Annotated in this window: 22 protein-coding genes; all 22 read left to right on the top strand. The window is 69.3% G+C overall.

Annotation, left to right across the window (positions count from 1 at the left end; all coding sequences use genetic code 11):
- Window positions 1–61: 61 nt before the first annotated feature.
- Window positions 62–430, top strand: coding sequence for a hypothetical protein (locus tag D7I43_RS23180; RefSeq protein ID WP_120330664.1), 369 nt, complete (start codon window positions 62–64; stop codon window positions 428–430).
- 861 nt (window positions 431–1291) lie between these two features.
- On the top strand, window positions 1292–1663 hold the full coding sequence (locus D7I43_RS23175) for a hypothetical protein (protein WP_120330663.1): 372 nt from the start codon (window positions 1292–1294) through the stop codon (window positions 1661–1663).
- A 536-nt stretch (window positions 1664–2199) separates the two neighbouring features.
- Entirely contained in the window at window positions 2200–2574 is a 375-nt protein-coding gene (gene rpsL, locus D7I43_RS23170; protein WP_014440718.1) for a 30S ribosomal protein S12, read from the top strand.
- Between the two features lies 1 nt (window position 2575).
- Window positions 2576–3046 carry a 30S ribosomal protein S7 gene (rpsG, locus tag D7I43_RS23165; protein WP_120330662.1) on the top strand — a complete coding sequence of 157 codons (471 nt, stop codon included), beginning with the start codon at window positions 2576–2578 and terminating at the stop codon, window positions 3044–3046.
- Between the two features lie 75 nt (window positions 3047–3121).
- Complete coding sequence (fusA, locus tag D7I43_RS23160; protein WP_120330661.1) at window positions 3122–5218, top strand: elongation factor G; 2097 nt, start codon at window positions 3122–3124, stop codon at window positions 5216–5218.
- A 216-nt stretch (window positions 5219–5434) separates the two neighbouring features.
- A complete protein-coding gene (tuf, locus tag D7I43_RS23155) occupies window positions 5435–6628 on the top strand; it encodes an elongation factor Tu (RefSeq protein WP_120330660.1) in 1194 nt (397 codons plus the stop codon).
- Window positions 6629–6977: 349 nt separating this feature from the next.
- Window positions 6978–7286 carry a 30S ribosomal protein S10 gene (gene rpsJ, locus D7I43_RS23150; RefSeq protein ID WP_007073037.1) on the top strand — a complete coding sequence of 103 codons (309 nt, stop codon included), beginning with the start codon at window positions 6978–6980 and terminating at the stop codon, window positions 7284–7286.
- Window positions 7287–7297: 11 nt separating this feature from the next.
- A complete protein-coding gene (rplC, locus tag D7I43_RS23145; protein WP_120330659.1) occupies window positions 7298–7963 on the top strand; it encodes a 50S ribosomal protein L3 in 666 nt (221 codons plus the stop codon).
- Window positions 7960–8610, top strand: coding sequence for a 50S ribosomal protein L4 (gene rplD, locus D7I43_RS23140; RefSeq protein WP_120330658.1), 651 nt, complete (start codon window positions 7960–7962; stop codon window positions 8608–8610). Before rplC ends, rplD begins: the two co-directional genes overlap by 4 nt.
- On the top strand, window positions 8607–8909 hold the full coding sequence (rplW, locus tag D7I43_RS23135) for a 50S ribosomal protein L23 (RefSeq protein ID WP_120330657.1): 303 nt from the start codon (window positions 8607–8609) through the stop codon (window positions 8907–8909). The genes rplD and rplW overlap by 4 nt, the downstream gene beginning before the upstream one ends.
- A 12-nt stretch (window positions 8910–8921) precedes the next feature.
- Complete coding sequence (rplB, locus tag D7I43_RS23130) at window positions 8922–9761, top strand: 50S ribosomal protein L2 (RefSeq protein ID WP_120330656.1); 840 nt, start codon at window positions 8922–8924, stop codon at window positions 9759–9761.
- 15 nt (window positions 9762–9776) lie between these two features.
- Entirely contained in the window at window positions 9777–10058 is a 282-nt protein-coding gene (rpsS, locus tag D7I43_RS23125; RefSeq protein ID WP_120330655.1) for a 30S ribosomal protein S19, read from the top strand.
- A 40-nt stretch (window positions 10059–10098) separates the two neighbouring features.
- Window positions 10099–10554, top strand: coding sequence for a 50S ribosomal protein L22 (gene rplV, locus D7I43_RS23120; RefSeq protein WP_120330654.1), 456 nt, complete (start codon window positions 10099–10101; stop codon window positions 10552–10554).
- Complete coding sequence (gene rpsC / locus D7I43_RS23115; RefSeq protein WP_091594943.1) at window positions 10554–11411, top strand: 30S ribosomal protein S3; 858 nt, start codon at window positions 10554–10556, stop codon at window positions 11409–11411. The genes rplV and rpsC overlap by 1 nt, the downstream gene beginning before the upstream one ends.
- Window positions 11412–11414: 3 nt before the next feature.
- Window positions 11415–11840 carry a 50S ribosomal protein L16 gene (gene rplP / locus D7I43_RS23110; protein ID WP_120330653.1) on the top strand — a complete coding sequence of 142 codons (426 nt, stop codon included), beginning with the start codon at window positions 11415–11417 and terminating at the stop codon, window positions 11838–11840.
- A complete protein-coding gene (rpmC, locus tag D7I43_RS23105; RefSeq protein WP_120330652.1) occupies window positions 11840–12076 on the top strand; it encodes a 50S ribosomal protein L29 in 237 nt (78 codons plus the stop codon). The genes rplP and rpmC overlap by 1 nt, the downstream gene beginning before the upstream one ends.
- Window positions 12073–12357, top strand: a complete 285-nt coding sequence (gene rpsQ / locus D7I43_RS23100; protein WP_120330651.1) for a 30S ribosomal protein S17 — start codon at window positions 12073–12075, stop codon at window positions 12355–12357. Before rpmC ends, rpsQ begins: the two co-directional genes overlap by 4 nt.
- A gap of 98 nt (window positions 12358–12455) precedes the next feature.
- Window positions 12456–12824 (top strand): 50S ribosomal protein L14, encoded by a 369-nt coding sequence (rplN, locus tag D7I43_RS23095; protein WP_007073026.1) that lies wholly within the window; start codon window positions 12456–12458, stop codon window positions 12822–12824.
- A complete protein-coding gene (rplX, locus tag D7I43_RS23090) occupies window positions 12821–13141 on the top strand; it encodes a 50S ribosomal protein L24 (RefSeq protein ID WP_192902245.1) in 321 nt (106 codons plus the stop codon). The genes rplN and rplX overlap by 4 nt, the downstream gene beginning before the upstream one ends.
- A complete protein-coding gene (gene rplE / locus D7I43_RS23085; RefSeq protein ID WP_120330650.1) occupies window positions 13141–13710 on the top strand; it encodes a 50S ribosomal protein L5 in 570 nt (189 codons plus the stop codon). Before rplX ends, rplE begins: the two co-directional genes overlap by 1 nt.
- A 1-nt stretch (window position 13711) precedes the next feature.
- Window positions 13712–13897: a type Z 30S ribosomal protein S14 gene (locus tag D7I43_RS23080; RefSeq protein ID WP_007073023.1), complete on the top strand. Its 186-nt coding sequence runs from the start codon at window positions 13712–13714 to the stop codon at window positions 13895–13897.
- A gap of 95 nt (window positions 13898–13992) precedes the next feature.
- Complete coding sequence (gene rpsH, locus D7I43_RS23075; protein WP_120330649.1) at window positions 13993–14400, top strand: 30S ribosomal protein S8; 408 nt, start codon at window positions 13993–13995, stop codon at window positions 14398–14400.
- The last annotated feature ends 14 nt before the right edge of the window (window positions 14401–14414 follow it).

Raw genomic sequence — 14414 nt, 5'->3', positions numbered from 1 at the left:
CGCCGGGGGCCTCGTCGCGTCCGGATCCTCTGGGAGCAGTGGGCGGGGCATGATGGGTGGCATGACGACCGCGCCAGGGCAGGTGCCCGTCGCCCCGCAGGTGCCGCGCCACCCGCTCGATCCCGAGCCGGTCCGCGCGACGAAGGCCCGTGCCGTCTTCGCCCTGGGTCTGATGGCCGCGGTGACCGGGCTCTTCGTGGGCGGGATCGTGCCGGCAGCCGTGGCGCTGCAACTGTCGCGGCAGGCGCGCCGGGAGGCGTACGCCTCGGGGGGTTTCCTCACCGGCGCGGCCTGGCTGCGGCGGGGGGAGCGGTTGGCGTGGACCGGCCTGGTGCTGGCCGCCGTCACCCTGGTGACCGTCGTGGTGATCGGGGTCGTCCAGTTGGCCGAGGCGCCGTTCGGGCACGACTACCCGTCGACCGTCGACTGATCCCGCCGGAGGGAGCGGTACGCGCCCGGCGCGGGCGGTGCCACCTCCGGCGGTAGCCTGGCCCTGTCCGTCGCGTCGGTGACGGCCGGAGTCGATGAGGAGGAACCCGTGACGGAACCGGCGCGGCCCCCGTCGGGTGACCACACGGGGCCCTCGGGCACCCCGGACGCGGCTGACGCCGGCGTTTCCGGGCAGGCCGGATCCTCGCCGCACGACCGGCCGGCCGAAGCTCCGCCGCCTCCCGCCGGGCCGGCCTGGCCGTCCGGCGCCACGCCTGCCTCTCCCGCCCCCGGCGGTACCGTGCCCGCGTCGGGTGCGACCGGGCCGGTGCCGGCTGCGTCTGGCCCGGCCGGGTCCGTTCCGCCGGCGCCGCCCGGGGCTCCCGGCTGGGGTGCTCCGCCGACGCCGGCCGCGCCGGGCTGGGGCCCGCCGTCGGGCCCCGGCGGTTGGGGTGCTCCCGCTTCCGCCGGTCGGGGGCCGGAAGGGCATGGCTGGGCCTCTCCCGTGCCCGGTAGCCCGGGAACGGGACCATCCGGCTGGGGCGCTCCCGCGTCGGGCGGCCCGGGAGCAGAAGCCTCCGGCTGGGGCGCTCCCGCGTCGGGCGGCCCGGGAGCAGAAGCCTCCGGCTGGGGCGTTCCCGCGCCCGGCGGCCCGGGACCGGTGCCGCCCGGCTGGGGTGCGCCCGCACCCGGCGGTTGGGGGCAGGGAGGCGGGCACGGGTCGCCCGTCCCCGCTCCGGGCCCGTGGGGTGGGCCCGCCCCCGGGCCGGCGCCGGGAGCGCCGAGCTGGGGGGCGCCGCCGGTCACGCACGTCCCGCCGCCCCGGGACGCCCAGCGCCTCGCGCCGGCCCGGGTCGAGCCGGTGGCGGGCACGCCGTTCGGCGTGGTGCACCTCGATGTGCCGCCGGTCACGTCCGGGCTCGCGGTGGGCGCGCTCGTGGCGGGAATCGTGTCGATCCTCGTCTCCGTGCTCGTCATCTGCTTCGGCGTGGCCGGGCAGAGCTGGACGGGGGTCTGGGCGGCCGGGGCGTTCACCGTGCTCGGCGTCCTCACCGGCGTGGGCGCGATCGTCTCCGGGCTGCTCGCCCGGCGGCAGATCGCCCGGCCGGTGCCGCCACCCGGCGTGCGGTTCACCGGTCGGGGGCTCGCGATGGCCGGCGTGAGCTGCGGTGGCGTGGGCCTGGGACTCAGCCTGCTCGGCCTGGCCCTCGCCCTGGTGATCTCACTGAGCTGACGGACCGCGCGGGCGGGCCGGGCGGGCGTGACCAAACCGGGACGGGCGGGCGCCGGCGGTGCCGGGCGGGCTACGGGGCCGACGGGGCCGTACCCGGTGGAAGCCGGTACACTTGTATTCGTAGGTGCCCATCAGGGGCGCGCAGGCGGGACAGACCCGACGGCCATCCGATCGCCTCGGCGGCGTGGTTCGGCGGACCACTCCGTTTTGACCTGGGCGGCTGTGGTAGGTACCCTTTCCCCTTGTGCCCGGGCCTGCCCGGGCCCCTCGTGCGTGCGCTGGTTCCGGTGGTTCGGAGTCCTGGCGGCAGCACGGCAGAGCCAAAGATCCGGTGCGGGGCGACCCGCGTGCCGGTGACAAACCGGTGCGCGTGCGAGCGTCAGCACCGATAATCCGTGAGCTGGGCGACACGCCCGACCGCGGGTGCCGGGACCCCCGAGAGGTGGCCCTGGTCGGAATGTAGGAGAGCCGATCATCCGGTCGGTTACGGCAGACGGCGCGGCCGCGGCAGCGGCCGAAGGGAGCGGAGAAACCCGGTGCCCACGATCCAGCAGCTGGTCCGAAAGGGCCGCCAGGCGAAGACGAGCAAGACCAAGACCCCGGCGCTGAAGGGATCCCCTCAGCGGCGCGGCGTGTGCACCCGCGTGTACACCACCACCCCGAAGAAGCCGAACTCGGCGCTGCGCAAGGTCGCTCGTGTCAAGCTCAGCAGCCAGATCGAGGTGACCGCCTACATCCCGGGTGTCGGACACAACCTGCAGGAGCACTCGATCGTGCTCGTCCGCGGCGGCCGTGTGAAGGACCTGCCCGGCGTGCGCTACAAGATCGTCCGCGGTTCGCTGGACACCCAGGGTGTCCGCAACCGCAAGCAGGCGCGCAGCCGCTACGGCGCGAAGAAGGAGAAGAGCTGACATGCCGCGTAAGGGACCCGCTCCGCGGCGGCCGCTGGTCGCTGACCCGGTGTACAACTCGCCGCTGGTCACCCAGTTGGTGAACAAGATCCTGCTGCGCGGCAAGCGGCAGCTCGCCGAGCGCATCGTGTACGCGGCCCTCGAGGGCTGCCGCGAGAAGTCCGGCACCGACCCGGTCGTCACGCTGAAGCGCGCGATGGACAACGTGAAGCCGACGCTCGAGGTCCGCAGCCGCCGCGTCGGTGGTGCCACCTACCAGGTTCCGGTCGAGGTCCGGCCGGCCCGCGCGACCACCCTCGGCCTGCGCTGGCTGGTCACCTACGCTCGCGCCCGCCGCGAGAAGACCATGGTCGAGCGGCTCATGAACGAGCTGCTGGACGCGAGCAACGGCCTCGGTGCCGCCGTCAAGCGGCGCGAGGACACCCACAAGATGGCCGAGTCCAACAAGGCCTTCGCGCACTACCGCTGGTAACACCCTGGTTCCGGCGCCCACGAGGCGCCGGGACCGCAACCAGTTGTGTCGAGACGACGATAAGTAGGGATTGAAGTGGCCGCCGCAGACGCGCTCGCCAACGTACGCAACATCGGCATCATGGCGCACATCGATGCCGGTAAGACCACTACCACCGAGCGGATCCTGTTCTACACCGGCATCACGTACAAGATCGGTGAGGTCCACGAGGGCGCTGCCGTCATGGACTGGATGGAGCAGGAGCAGGAGCGCGGTATCACCATCACTTCCGCCGCCACCAAGTGCGAGTGGAAGGGCCACACGATCCAGATCATCGACACGCCCGGCCACGTCGACTTCACGGTCGAGGTCGAGCGGTCGCTGCGCGTTCTGGACGGTGCGGTCGCGGTCTACGACGGTGTCGCCGGCGTGGAGCCGCAGACGGAGAACGTCTGGCGCCAGGCGGACAAGTACAACGTTCCCCGGATGTGCTTCGTCAACAAGCTCGACCGGACGGGCGCCGACTTCTTCCGCTGCGTGCAGATGATGATCGACCGCCTGAACGCCACCCCGCTGGTGCTCCAGATCCCGATCGGGACCGAGGCCGACCACATCGGTGTCGTCGACCTGATCGGCATGCGCGCCCTCACCTGGCGCGGGGAGACCCAGAAGGGTGAGGACTACGCGATCGAGGAGATCCCGGCCGACCTGGCCGACGCCGCGGCCGAGTGGCGCGAGAAGCTGATGGAGACCCTGGCCGACGTCGACGACGCGGTGATGGAGAAGTACCTGGAGGGCGACGAGATCTCCGTCGAGGAGATCAAGGCCGCCATCCGGCGCGCGACCATCGCCGGCAAGGCCAACCCGGTGCTCTGCGGCTCGGCGTTCAAGAACAAGGGCATCCAGCCGATGCTGGACGCCGTCGTCGACTACCTGCCGTCGCCGCTGGACATCCCGGCGATCGAGGGCACGGCGACCGACGGTGAGACCCCGATGCAGCGGAAGCCGTCCACCTCGGAGCCGTTCTCGGCGCTGGCCTTCAAGATCCAGACGGACAAGCACCTGGGCAAGCTCACCTACGTGCGGGTCTACTCGGGTGTGGTCGAGTCCGGCGCCCAGGTGGTCAACTCCACGAAGGACCGCAAGGAGCGGATCGGCAAGATCTACCAGATGCACGCCAACAAGCGGGAGGAGCGCAGCTCCGCCCGTGCCGGCGACATCATCGCGGTCCAGGGTCTGAAGCAGACCACCACCGGTGACACGCTGTGCGACCCGGCGAACCCGGTCATCCTGGAGTCGATGACCTTCCCGGAGCCGGTCATCGAGGTCGCCATCGAGCCGAAGACCAAGGCCGACCAGGAGAAGCTCAGCACCGCCATCCAGCGGCTGGCCGAGGAGGACCCGACCTTCCGCGTCAAGCTGGACGAGGAGACCGGCCAGACGGTCATCTCCGGCATGGGCGAGCTGCACCTGGACATCCTGGTCGACCGGATGCGCCGCGAGTTCAACGTCGAGGCGAACATCGGTAAGCCGCAGGTGGCGTACCGCGAGACCATCCGCCGCAAGGTCGAGAAGGTCGAGTACACCCACAAGAAGCAGACCGGTGGTTCCGGCCAGTACGCCCGGGTCATCATCAGCCTGGAGCCGCTGCCGCTGGACAACGACTCGCCGACCTACGAGTTCGCGAACGCCGTCACCGGTGGCCGCATCCCCAAGGAGTTCATCCCTTCGGTGGACGCGGGCGCCCAGGACGCCATGCAGTACGGCATCCTCGCCGGCTTCCCGCTGGTGGGTGTCAAGCTGACGCTGGAGGACGGCCAGTACCACGAGGTCGACTCGTCCGAGATGGCATTCAAGATCGCCGGCTCGATGGCGCTGAAGGAGGCGGCCCGCCGGGCCGACCCCGCGCTGCTCGAGCCGATGATGGCCGTTGAGGTCACCACTCCCGAGGAGAACATGGGTGACGTCATCGGCGACCTCAACTCCCGCCGTGGCATCATCCAGGCGATGGAGGAGCGCGGGGGTGCCCGCGTCGTCCGCGCCCTGGTGCCGTTGTCGGAGATGTTCGGCTACGTCGGCGACCTGCGGTCGAAGACCCAGGGCCGGGCTAGCTACAGCATGCAGTTCGACTCCTACGCCGAGGTTCCGGCCAACGTGGCGAAGGAGATCATCGCCAAGGCGACGGGTGAGTGACGCTCACCTGAGCTGACGACCCGTCGGTGGTCGCGGGAGGGTTCTCCCGCCCGCGGCCACCACGGTCGGGCTGCGTGAGACCGGGCCTGTAGGCTTCACCGCCGCAGAACCCACGAAAAGCTCTCCGGTCGGAAGGCCGGAAAGGCTGTCGACAGAGTCCTAAGCGCCGAATGGCGCGCCGGGCGTACGAACCAAACAGTCCACAGGAGGACACCAGTGGCGAAGGCGAAGTTCGAGCGGACTAAGCCGCACGTCAACATCGGCACCATTGGTCACATCGACCACGGTAAGACGACGCTGACGGCGGCCATCACCAAGGTCCTGCACGACCAGTACCCGGACCTGAACCCGTACACGCCGTTCGACGAGATCGACAAGGCGCCGGAGGAGAAGGCCCGCGGCATCACGATCTCGATCGCGCACGTCGAGTACCAGACCGAGGCGCGGCACTACGCGCACGTCGACTGCCCCGGTCACGCCGACTACATCAAGAACATGATCACCGGTGCCGCCCAGATGGACGGCGCGATCCTGGTGGTGGCGGCGACCGACGGCCCGATGCCGCAGACCCGCGAGCACGTGCTGCTGGCCCGCCAGGTCGGCGTGCCGTACATCGTCGTGGCGCTCAACAAGAGCGACATGGTCGACGACGAGGAACTCCTGGAGCTCGTCGAGCTCGAGGTCCGCGAGCTGCTCTCCTCGCAGGAGTACCCGGGTGACGACCTGCCGGTCGTTCGGGTGTCGGCGCTGAAGGCCCTCGAGGGCGACCCCGAGTGGACCCAGAAGCTGCTGGACCTGATGACCGCGGTCGACACCGCGATCCCGCAGCCGGAGCGCGAGACCGAGAAGCCGTTCCTGATGCCGATCGAGGACGTCTTCACGATCACCGGTCGTGGCACCGTCGTCACCGGTCGCGTCGAGCGCGGCGTCCTCAAGCCGAACGAGGAGGTGGAGATCGTCGGTATCCGCGACAAGTCGCAGAAGACGGTCGTCACCGGTATCGAGATGTTCCGCAAGCTGCTCGACGAGGCCCGCGCGGGTGAGAACGTCGGTCTGCTGCTGCGTGGCATCAAGCGCGAGGACGTCGAGCGCGGCCAGGTCGTCATCAAGCCGGGCACCACGACCCCGCACACGGAGTTCGAGGCGACCGTCTACATCCTCTCCAAGGAGGAGGGCGGCCGGCACACCCCGTTCTTCCAGAACTACCGTCCGCAGTTCTACTTCCGGACCACGGACGTGACCGGTGTCGTCACGCTGCCCGAGGGCACCGAGATGGTCATGCCGGGTGACAACACCACCATGACGGTGAAGCTGATCCAGCCCGTCGCCATGGAGGAGAACCTCAAGTTCGCGATCCGCGAGGGTGGCCGCACCGTCGGCGCCGGGTTCGTCACCAAGATCATCAAGTGAGCTGGGTAACCCCGATTAGACCTGCCGCTGGTCGTGCGGCATACTAGTCAGGTTGCGTAACGGCAGTTCGCCGTCCGTGTTCGGCTGAGCCGAACCGCCGGGCGGCGGGACAGTCGAGCGCGGGGTGGTTGGCGGCCTGCGCCGCCAACCACCCTCGCACGGCGTTCAGGTCGCGACATTCGCGATCGACGCCTTGACCCACCGCGTGGTCGGACCGCTCCGGAGCCCGGGGCGGAGCCTGACCCGAGGGCGCGACACGCCCGACCGCGGGGGTCGGCGAAGTGGGCCTGTGCCAGCCGGCACAGGCGCCCGCAACACAGCGGCATCGAGAGAAGGAACAGAAGCCACCATGGCGGGACAGAAGATCCGCATCCGGCTCAAGGCCTATGACCACGAGGTCGTCGACTCCTCGGCTCGGAAGATCGTCGAGACGGTGACGCGTACCGGGGCGCAGGTCGCGGGCCCGGTGCCGCTGCCCACGGAGATCAACCGTTTCTGCGTCATCCGCTCGCCGCACAAGTACAAGGACTCGCGCGAGCACTTCGAGATGCGTACGCACAAGCGGCTGATCGACATCATCGACCCGACCCCCAAGACGGTCGACTCGCTCATGCGCCTCGACCTGCCGGCTGGCGTCGACATCGAGATCAAGCTGTAGGGACCGGACAAATGGACAGGCAAGTTAAGGGGATCCTGGGCGCAAAGCTCGGCATGACCCAGGTCTGGGACAACAACCGCGTTGTGCCCGTGACCGTGGTGCAGGCCGGCCCGTGCGTCGTCACCCAGGTTCGTGACGCCGACAAGGACGGTTACTCCGCGGTCCAGCTGGCGTACGGCGCGATCGACCCGCGGAAGGTGAAGAAGCCGATCAGCGGGCACTACGCCAAGGCGAACGTGGCGCCGCGCCGGCACATCGTGGAGCTGCGCACCACCGACGCCGCCGACTACTCGCCGGGCCAGGAGGTCACGGTCGAGGAGTTCCCGGCCGGCATGTCGGTCGACGTGACCGGCAAGACCAAGGGCAAGGGCTACGCCGGTCCGATGAAGCGGCACGGCTTCCACGGTCTGCGCGCCAGCCACGGTGTCGAGCGCAAGCACCGCTCGCCCGGCTCGATCGGCGCCTGCGCCACCCCGGGTCGCGTCTTCAAGGGCACCCGGATGGCGGGCCGGATGGGTGGCGTGCGCTACACCGTCCAGAACCTGACCGTCCAGGCGGTCGACACCGAGAACAACCTCCTGCTCGTCCGCGGTGCCATCCCCGGTCCGAAGGGCGCGCTGGTCCTGGTCCGCTCCGCGGCCAAGGCAAAGGCGAAGAAGGGTGGTGCGACCAAGTGACCACCGTTGACGTCCTCAACGTCGAAGGCACCAAGACCGGCTCCGTCGAGCTGCCGGCCGACATCTTCGACGTGCAGGCCAACGTCGCGCTGATGCACCAGGTCGTGGTGGCGCAGCTGGCGGCGGCCCGGCAGGGCACGCACAAGACCAAGACCCGCGGCGAGGTCGCCGGCGGCGGCAAGAAGCCCTACAAGCAGAAGGGCACCGGTCGTGCCCGCCAGGGCTCGATCCGCGCGCCGCAGTTCGCCGGCGGTGGCGTCGTGCACGGTCCCGTCCCGCGCGACTACAGCCAGCGGACCCCGAAGAAGATGAAGGCCGCCGCGCTGCGGGGGGCCCTCTCCGACCGGGCCCGCGCCGGTCAGGTGCACGTGGTCGAGTCGTTCGTCTCCGGCGAGAAGCCGTCGACGAAGGCCGCCCTGGCCACGCTGGCGAAGCTCACCACGGCCCGGCGGGTCCTGGTCGTGCTGAGCAGCACCGACGAGCTGAACTGGGTGTCGCTGCGCAACGAGCCGCGGGTGCACCTGATCGAGGCCGGCCAGCTGAACACGTACGACGTGCTGGTGGCCGACGACGTGGTCTTCACGAAGGACGCCCTGGACGAGTTCCTCGGCGTTCCCGCCGAGACCACCGAGGAGGGTGACAAGTGAGCACGATCGCCGACCCGCGCGACATCATCGTGGCGCCGGTCGTCTCGGAGAAGAGCTACAGCGAGCTGAACCGCAACTGGTACACCTTCCTGGTGCACCCGGACGCGAACAAGACGCAGATCAAGATCGCTATCCAGCAGATCTTCAACGTCCGCGTCCTGACGGTCAACACGCTCAACCGCGAGGGCAAGCGCAAGCGCACCCGCACCGGGTTCGGTAAGCGCAAGGACACCAAGCGGGCGATGGTGAAGCTGGCTGACGGTGACCGTATCGAGGCCTTCGGCGGCCCGGTCAGCTGAGGGGTGTAGACAATGGCTATCCGTAAGTACAAGCCGACGACGCCGGGCCGGCGCGGCTCCAGCGTCGCCGACTTCGCCGAGATCACCCGGTCGACGCCCGAGAAGTCGCTGCTGGCTCCGCTGCCCAAGAAGGGCGGCCGGAACGCCCACGGCCGGATCACCACCCGGCACCACGGTGGCGGCCACAAGCGCCAGTACCGTCTGATCGACTTCAAGCGGGTCGACAAGGACGGCGTGCCGGCGAAGGTCGCCCACATCGAGTACGACCCGAACCGCACCGCGCGCATCGCGCTGCTGCACTACGCCGACGGCGAGAAGCGCTACATCATCGCGCCGAAGGACCTGAAGCAGGGCGACGTCGTCGAGTCGGGTCCGAGCGCCGACATCAAGCCGGGCAACAACCTGCCGCTGCGCAACATCCCGGTCGGCACCACGATCCACAACGTGGAGCTGCGTCCGGGCGGTGGCGCCAAGCTGGCCCGCTCGGCCGGCGTCGGCATCCAGCTGCTCGGTCGTGAGGGCGCGTACGCGACCCTGCGCATGCCGTCCGGCGAGATCCGGCGCGTCGACGTGCGCTGCCGGGCCAGCGTCGGTGAGATCGGCAACGCCGACCAGTCGAACATCAACTGGGGTAAGGCCGGCCGTATGCGGTGGAAGGGCAAGCGCCCGACCGTCCGTGGTGTCGCCATGAACCCGGTCGACCACCCGCACGGTGGTGGTGAGGGTAAGACCTCCGGTGGTCGCCACCCGGTCAACCCGCAGGGTAAGCCCGAGGGCCGTACCCGTCGTAAGGGCCAGCCGAGTGACCGGCTGATCGTCCGTCGCCGCTACGCCACCCGCAAGCGCGGCTAACAGGAGAGCTGACTTATGCCTCGCAGCCTGAAGAAGGGCCCGTTCGTCGACGACCACCTGCTCAAGAAGGTGGAGACGCAGAACGAGAAGGGCACGAAGAACGTCATCAAGACCTGGTCGCGGCGCTCGACGATCATCCCGGAGATGCTCGGGCACACGATCGCCGTGCACGACGGACGCAAGCACGTCCCGGTGTTCGTGACCGAGGCGATGGTCGGGCACAAGCTCGGCGAGTTCGCTTTGACCCGCACGTTCAAGGGTCACGAGAAGGACGACCGGAAGAGCCGTCGGCGCTGACGCCGCGGGCATACGGATAGAGGATCAAGGGGTTACAGCGATGCCAGGAAAGGGCGACGCTCCGGTGCTTCCGGGCGCGCGGGCGGTTGCGCGGTACGTGCGCATCTCGCCGATGAAGGCGCGCCGGGTGGTCAACCTCGTCCGCGGCCTGCCCGCGAAGGAGGCGCTCACGGTGCTGCAGTTCGCGCCGCAGGCTGCGAGCGAGCAGGTGTACAAGGTGCTCGCCAGCGCGATCGCCAACGCGGAGAACAACGAGCGGCTGGACCCCGACGCGCTGCTCGTCAGCGAGGCGTACGTGGACGAGGGCCCGACCATGAAGCGGTTCCAGCCGCGTGCGCAGGGCCGGGCGTACCGGATCCGCAAGCGCACCTGCCACATCACGGTGGCGGTCGAGGCCGTCGCGCCGGCCGCGCCGCGTAAGGCCGCGAAGAAGACGGCTCCGGCGAAGAAGGCCGCGCCGGCCGAGACGCAGAGCAACACGGAGGGCGCGGAGTAATGGGTCAGAAGGTTCACCCGCACGGGTTCCGGCTCGGTATCTCGACCGACTGGAAGTCCCGCTGGTTCGCGGACAAGCTCTACAAGGACTACATCGGCGAGGACGTGAAGATCCGCCGGATGATGTCCAAGGGCCTGGAGCGGGCCGGCATCTCCAAGGTCGACATCGAGCGCACCCGGGACCGGGTCCGCGTCGACATCCACACCGCCCGGCCGGGCATCGTCATCGGCCGTAAGGGCGCGGAGGCCGACCGGATCCGCGGCGAGCTGGAGAAGCTGACCGGCAAGCAGGTGCAGCTCAACATCATCGAGGTGAAGAGCCCCGAGTCGGACGCGCAGCTCGTCGCGCAGGGCGTGGCCGAGCAGCTGTCCAGCCGGGTCAGCTTCCGTCGGGCGATGCGCAAGGCCATGCAGTCGGCCATGAAGAACCCGGTCTGCAAGGGCATCCGGGTCCAGGTCTCGGGCCGTCTCGGCGGCGCCGAGATGAGCCGGACCGAGTTCTACCGCGAGGGCCGGGTTCCGCTGCACACGCTGCGGGCCAACATCGAGTACGGCTTCTTCGAGGCCCGTACCACCTTCGGCCGGATCGGCGTGAAGGTCTGGATCTACAAGGGCGACGCGGTCCCGGGCCGGGAGGCTCCGGCCGAGGCGGGTCCGTCGCGTCCGCGCCGTGACCGTGGCGACCGGCCCGAGCGGCCGCGCCGGGGTCGGTCGGGTTCGTCCGGCACGACCGCCGGCGGTACCGAGGCCGGCCGGGCTGCCGCGACCACGCTCGCGCAGCAGGCCGAGACGCCGAGTGGGGACGCGGTGGATCCCGCCGCCGTCGCCGCCGCGGCAGAAACGCAGCAGGAGGGCTGACAGATGCTGATGCCGCGCAAGCCCCCGAAGGGCTTCCGCAAGCCGCACCACCCTGGTCGCAGTGGTATGTCCAAGGGTGGCAACCGGGTGGTGTTCGGCGAGTTCGGGATTCAGGCTCTCGAGCCGGCGTACGTGACGAACCGGCAGATCGAGTCGGCGCGTATCGCGATGACCCGTCACATCAAGCGTGGTGGCAAGGTCTGGATCACGATCTTCCCGGACCAGGCCCTGACCAAGAAGCCGGCGGAGACCCGGATGGGTTCCGGTAAGGGCTCGCCCGAGTGGTGGGTCGCCAACGTCAAGCCGGGGCGGGTGCTCTTCGAGATGTCCTTCCCCAACGAGCAGATCGCGCGAGAGGCGATGCGTCGCGCGATCCACAAGCTCCCGATGAAGTGCCGCATTGTGACGCGCGAAGTGGGTGAATCCTGATGGCAGCGGGCGTTAAGGCCTCCGAGCTGCGTGAGCTCTCCGAGGAGGAGCTGGTCACGAGGCTGCGCGAGGCCAAGGCGGAGCTGTTCAACCTCCGCGTGCAGGCCGCGACCGGTCAGCTGGACAACAACCGGCGGCTGCAGGTCATCCGTCGGGAGATCGCCCGGATCTACACGATCATGCGCGAGCGCGAGCTGGGGCTCTCGGCCGCGCCGACTGAGGTGACTGCAGGATGAGCGAGAACACCACGACCGCCGACACCCCCACGCGGGGCCGCCGCAAGGTCCGCGAGGGCCTGGTGGTCAGCGACAAGATGAACAAGACCGTCGTCGTCGAGGTCGAGGACCGGGTCAAGCACGCGCTGTACGGCAAGATCATGCGCCGGACCAGCAAGCTCAAGGTGCACGACGAGCAGAACAGCGCCGGCATCGGCGACCGCGTCCTCATCATGGAGACCCGGCCGCTGTCCGCCACGAAGCGCTGGCGGCTCGTGGAGATCCTGGAAAAGGCCAAGTAGCGAAGGCTTCGAGCTCGCCCGGCGTCGCGTCGGGCGCGGGTTCCGCCAGGCTCCGGCCGCCGCGGCGGCCGGAGAACCGGCAGACATAGGAGATAGACGTGATTCAGCAGGAGTCGCGACTGCGCGTCGCCGACAACACGGGTGCTCGGGAGATCCTGTGCATCCGGGTTCTCGGCGGCTCCGGTCGGCGCTACGCGAGCATCGGCGACGTCATCGTGGCCACCGTCAAGGACGCGATCCCGGGTGCCGGTGTGAAGAAGGGCGACGTCGTCAAGGCTGTCGTCGTTCGCACCGCCAAGGAGAAGCGGCGCCCGGACGGGTCGTACATCCGCTTCGACGAGAACGCCGCCGTCATCATCAAGGACGGCGGGGACCCGCGCGGTACCCGTATCTTCGGCCCGGTCGGTCGGGAGCTGCGGGACAAGCGGTTCATGAAGATCATTTCCCTCGCGCCGGAGGTGTTGTGACCGTGAAGGTCAAGAAGGGCGACACGGTCGTCGTCATCGCCGGCAAGGACAAGGGCGCCAAGGGCAAGGTCATCGCGGCCTACCCGCGGCAGAACAAGGTCCTGGTCGAGGGCGTGAACCGGGTCAAGAAGCACACCCGCATCAGCACCACCCAGCGCGGCGCCAAGACCGGTGGCATCGTCACCCAGGAGGCCCCGATCCACGTCTCGAACGTGATGGTCCTGGACTCCGACGGCAAGCCGACCCGCGTCGGTTACCGGATCGACGACAACGGCCAGAAGGTCCGCATCGCGCGTAGCACCGGTAAGGACCTCTGATGACCACGGCTACCGAAACCAAGACCATGCCGCGCCTCAAGGAGCGGTACCGCAACGAGATCGTGGCCCAGCTGCGCGAGCAGTACAACTACGGCAACCCGATGCAGGTGCCGCGCCTGGTCAAGATCGTCGTCAACATGGGTGTCGGCGAGGCCGCCCGCGACGCCAAGCTGATCGACGGCGCCGTGCGCGACCTGGCCACCATCACCGGCCAGAAGCCGCAGGTGCGGCGGGCGAGCAAGTCCATCGCGCAGTTCAAGCTCCGCGAGGGCATGCCGATCGGCGCGAAGGTGACCCTGCGCGGCGACCGCATGTGGGAGTTCCTGGACCGGCTGCTGTCCATCGCGCTGCCGCGTATCCGCGACTTCCGCGGTCTGGACGGGCGCAAGCTCGACGGGCACGGCAACTACACGTTCGGGCTGACCGAGCAGTCGGTGTTCCACGAGATCGACCAGGACAAGATCGATCGCCAGCGGGGCATGGACATCACGGTGGTCACCACCGCCACGACCGACGACGAGGGCCGGGCGCTGCTCAAGCTCCTGGGCTTCCCGTTCAAGGAGAACTGAGATGGCCAAGAAGGCGCTGATCCTGAAGGCGGCCGCGAAGCCGAAGTTCTCGGTTCGCGCGTACACCCGCTGCCAGCGGTGCGGGCGTCCGAAGGCGGTCTACCGCAAGTTCGGTCTCTGCCGGGTGTGCATCCGGGAGATGGCCCACCGCGGTGAGCTGCCCGGCGTGTCCAAGGCTTCCTGGTAATAGCCCGGCGCGCTCCGCGCGTCAGCTGCACTGTCTCTTCGCCGTAGGCCTGCGGCCGACCGCGGGAACCCCGGCGAGAAAGGTTGACGAAATCCATGACGATGACCGACCCGATCGCAGACATGCTCACGCGTCTGCGTAACGCCAACCAGGCGTACCACGACCGGGTGACGATGCCCTACTCCAAGATCAAGGCGAACATCGCCGAGGTCCTGAAGTCCGAGGGCTACATCGCCTCCTGGTCGGTCGAGGAGCCCGAGGAGGGCGCCGTCGGCAAGCGACTGGTCGTCGAGCTGAAGTACGGCCAGAACCGGGAGCGGAGCCTGGCCGGGATCAAGCGGGTGTCCAAGCCCGGGCTGCGGGTGTACGCCAAGTCGGGTGAGCTCCCCAGGGTGCTCGGCGGGCTGGGCGTGGCGATCATTTCGACGTCCCAGGGGCTGCTCACCGACCGGCAGGCCCGCAAGCGGAGCGTTGGCGGGGAAGTCCTCGCCTTCGTCTGGTAACGGGAGACAGGTAG

It is taken from the genome of Micromonospora globbae, from assembly GCF_003610785.1.
GTDB lineage: Bacteria > Actinomycetota > Actinomycetes > Mycobacteriales > Micromonosporaceae > Micromonospora > Micromonospora globbae.
The sequence above is the reverse complement of the archived record's forward strand: the minus strand, read 5'-3'. Positions and strand labels throughout refer to the sequence as shown.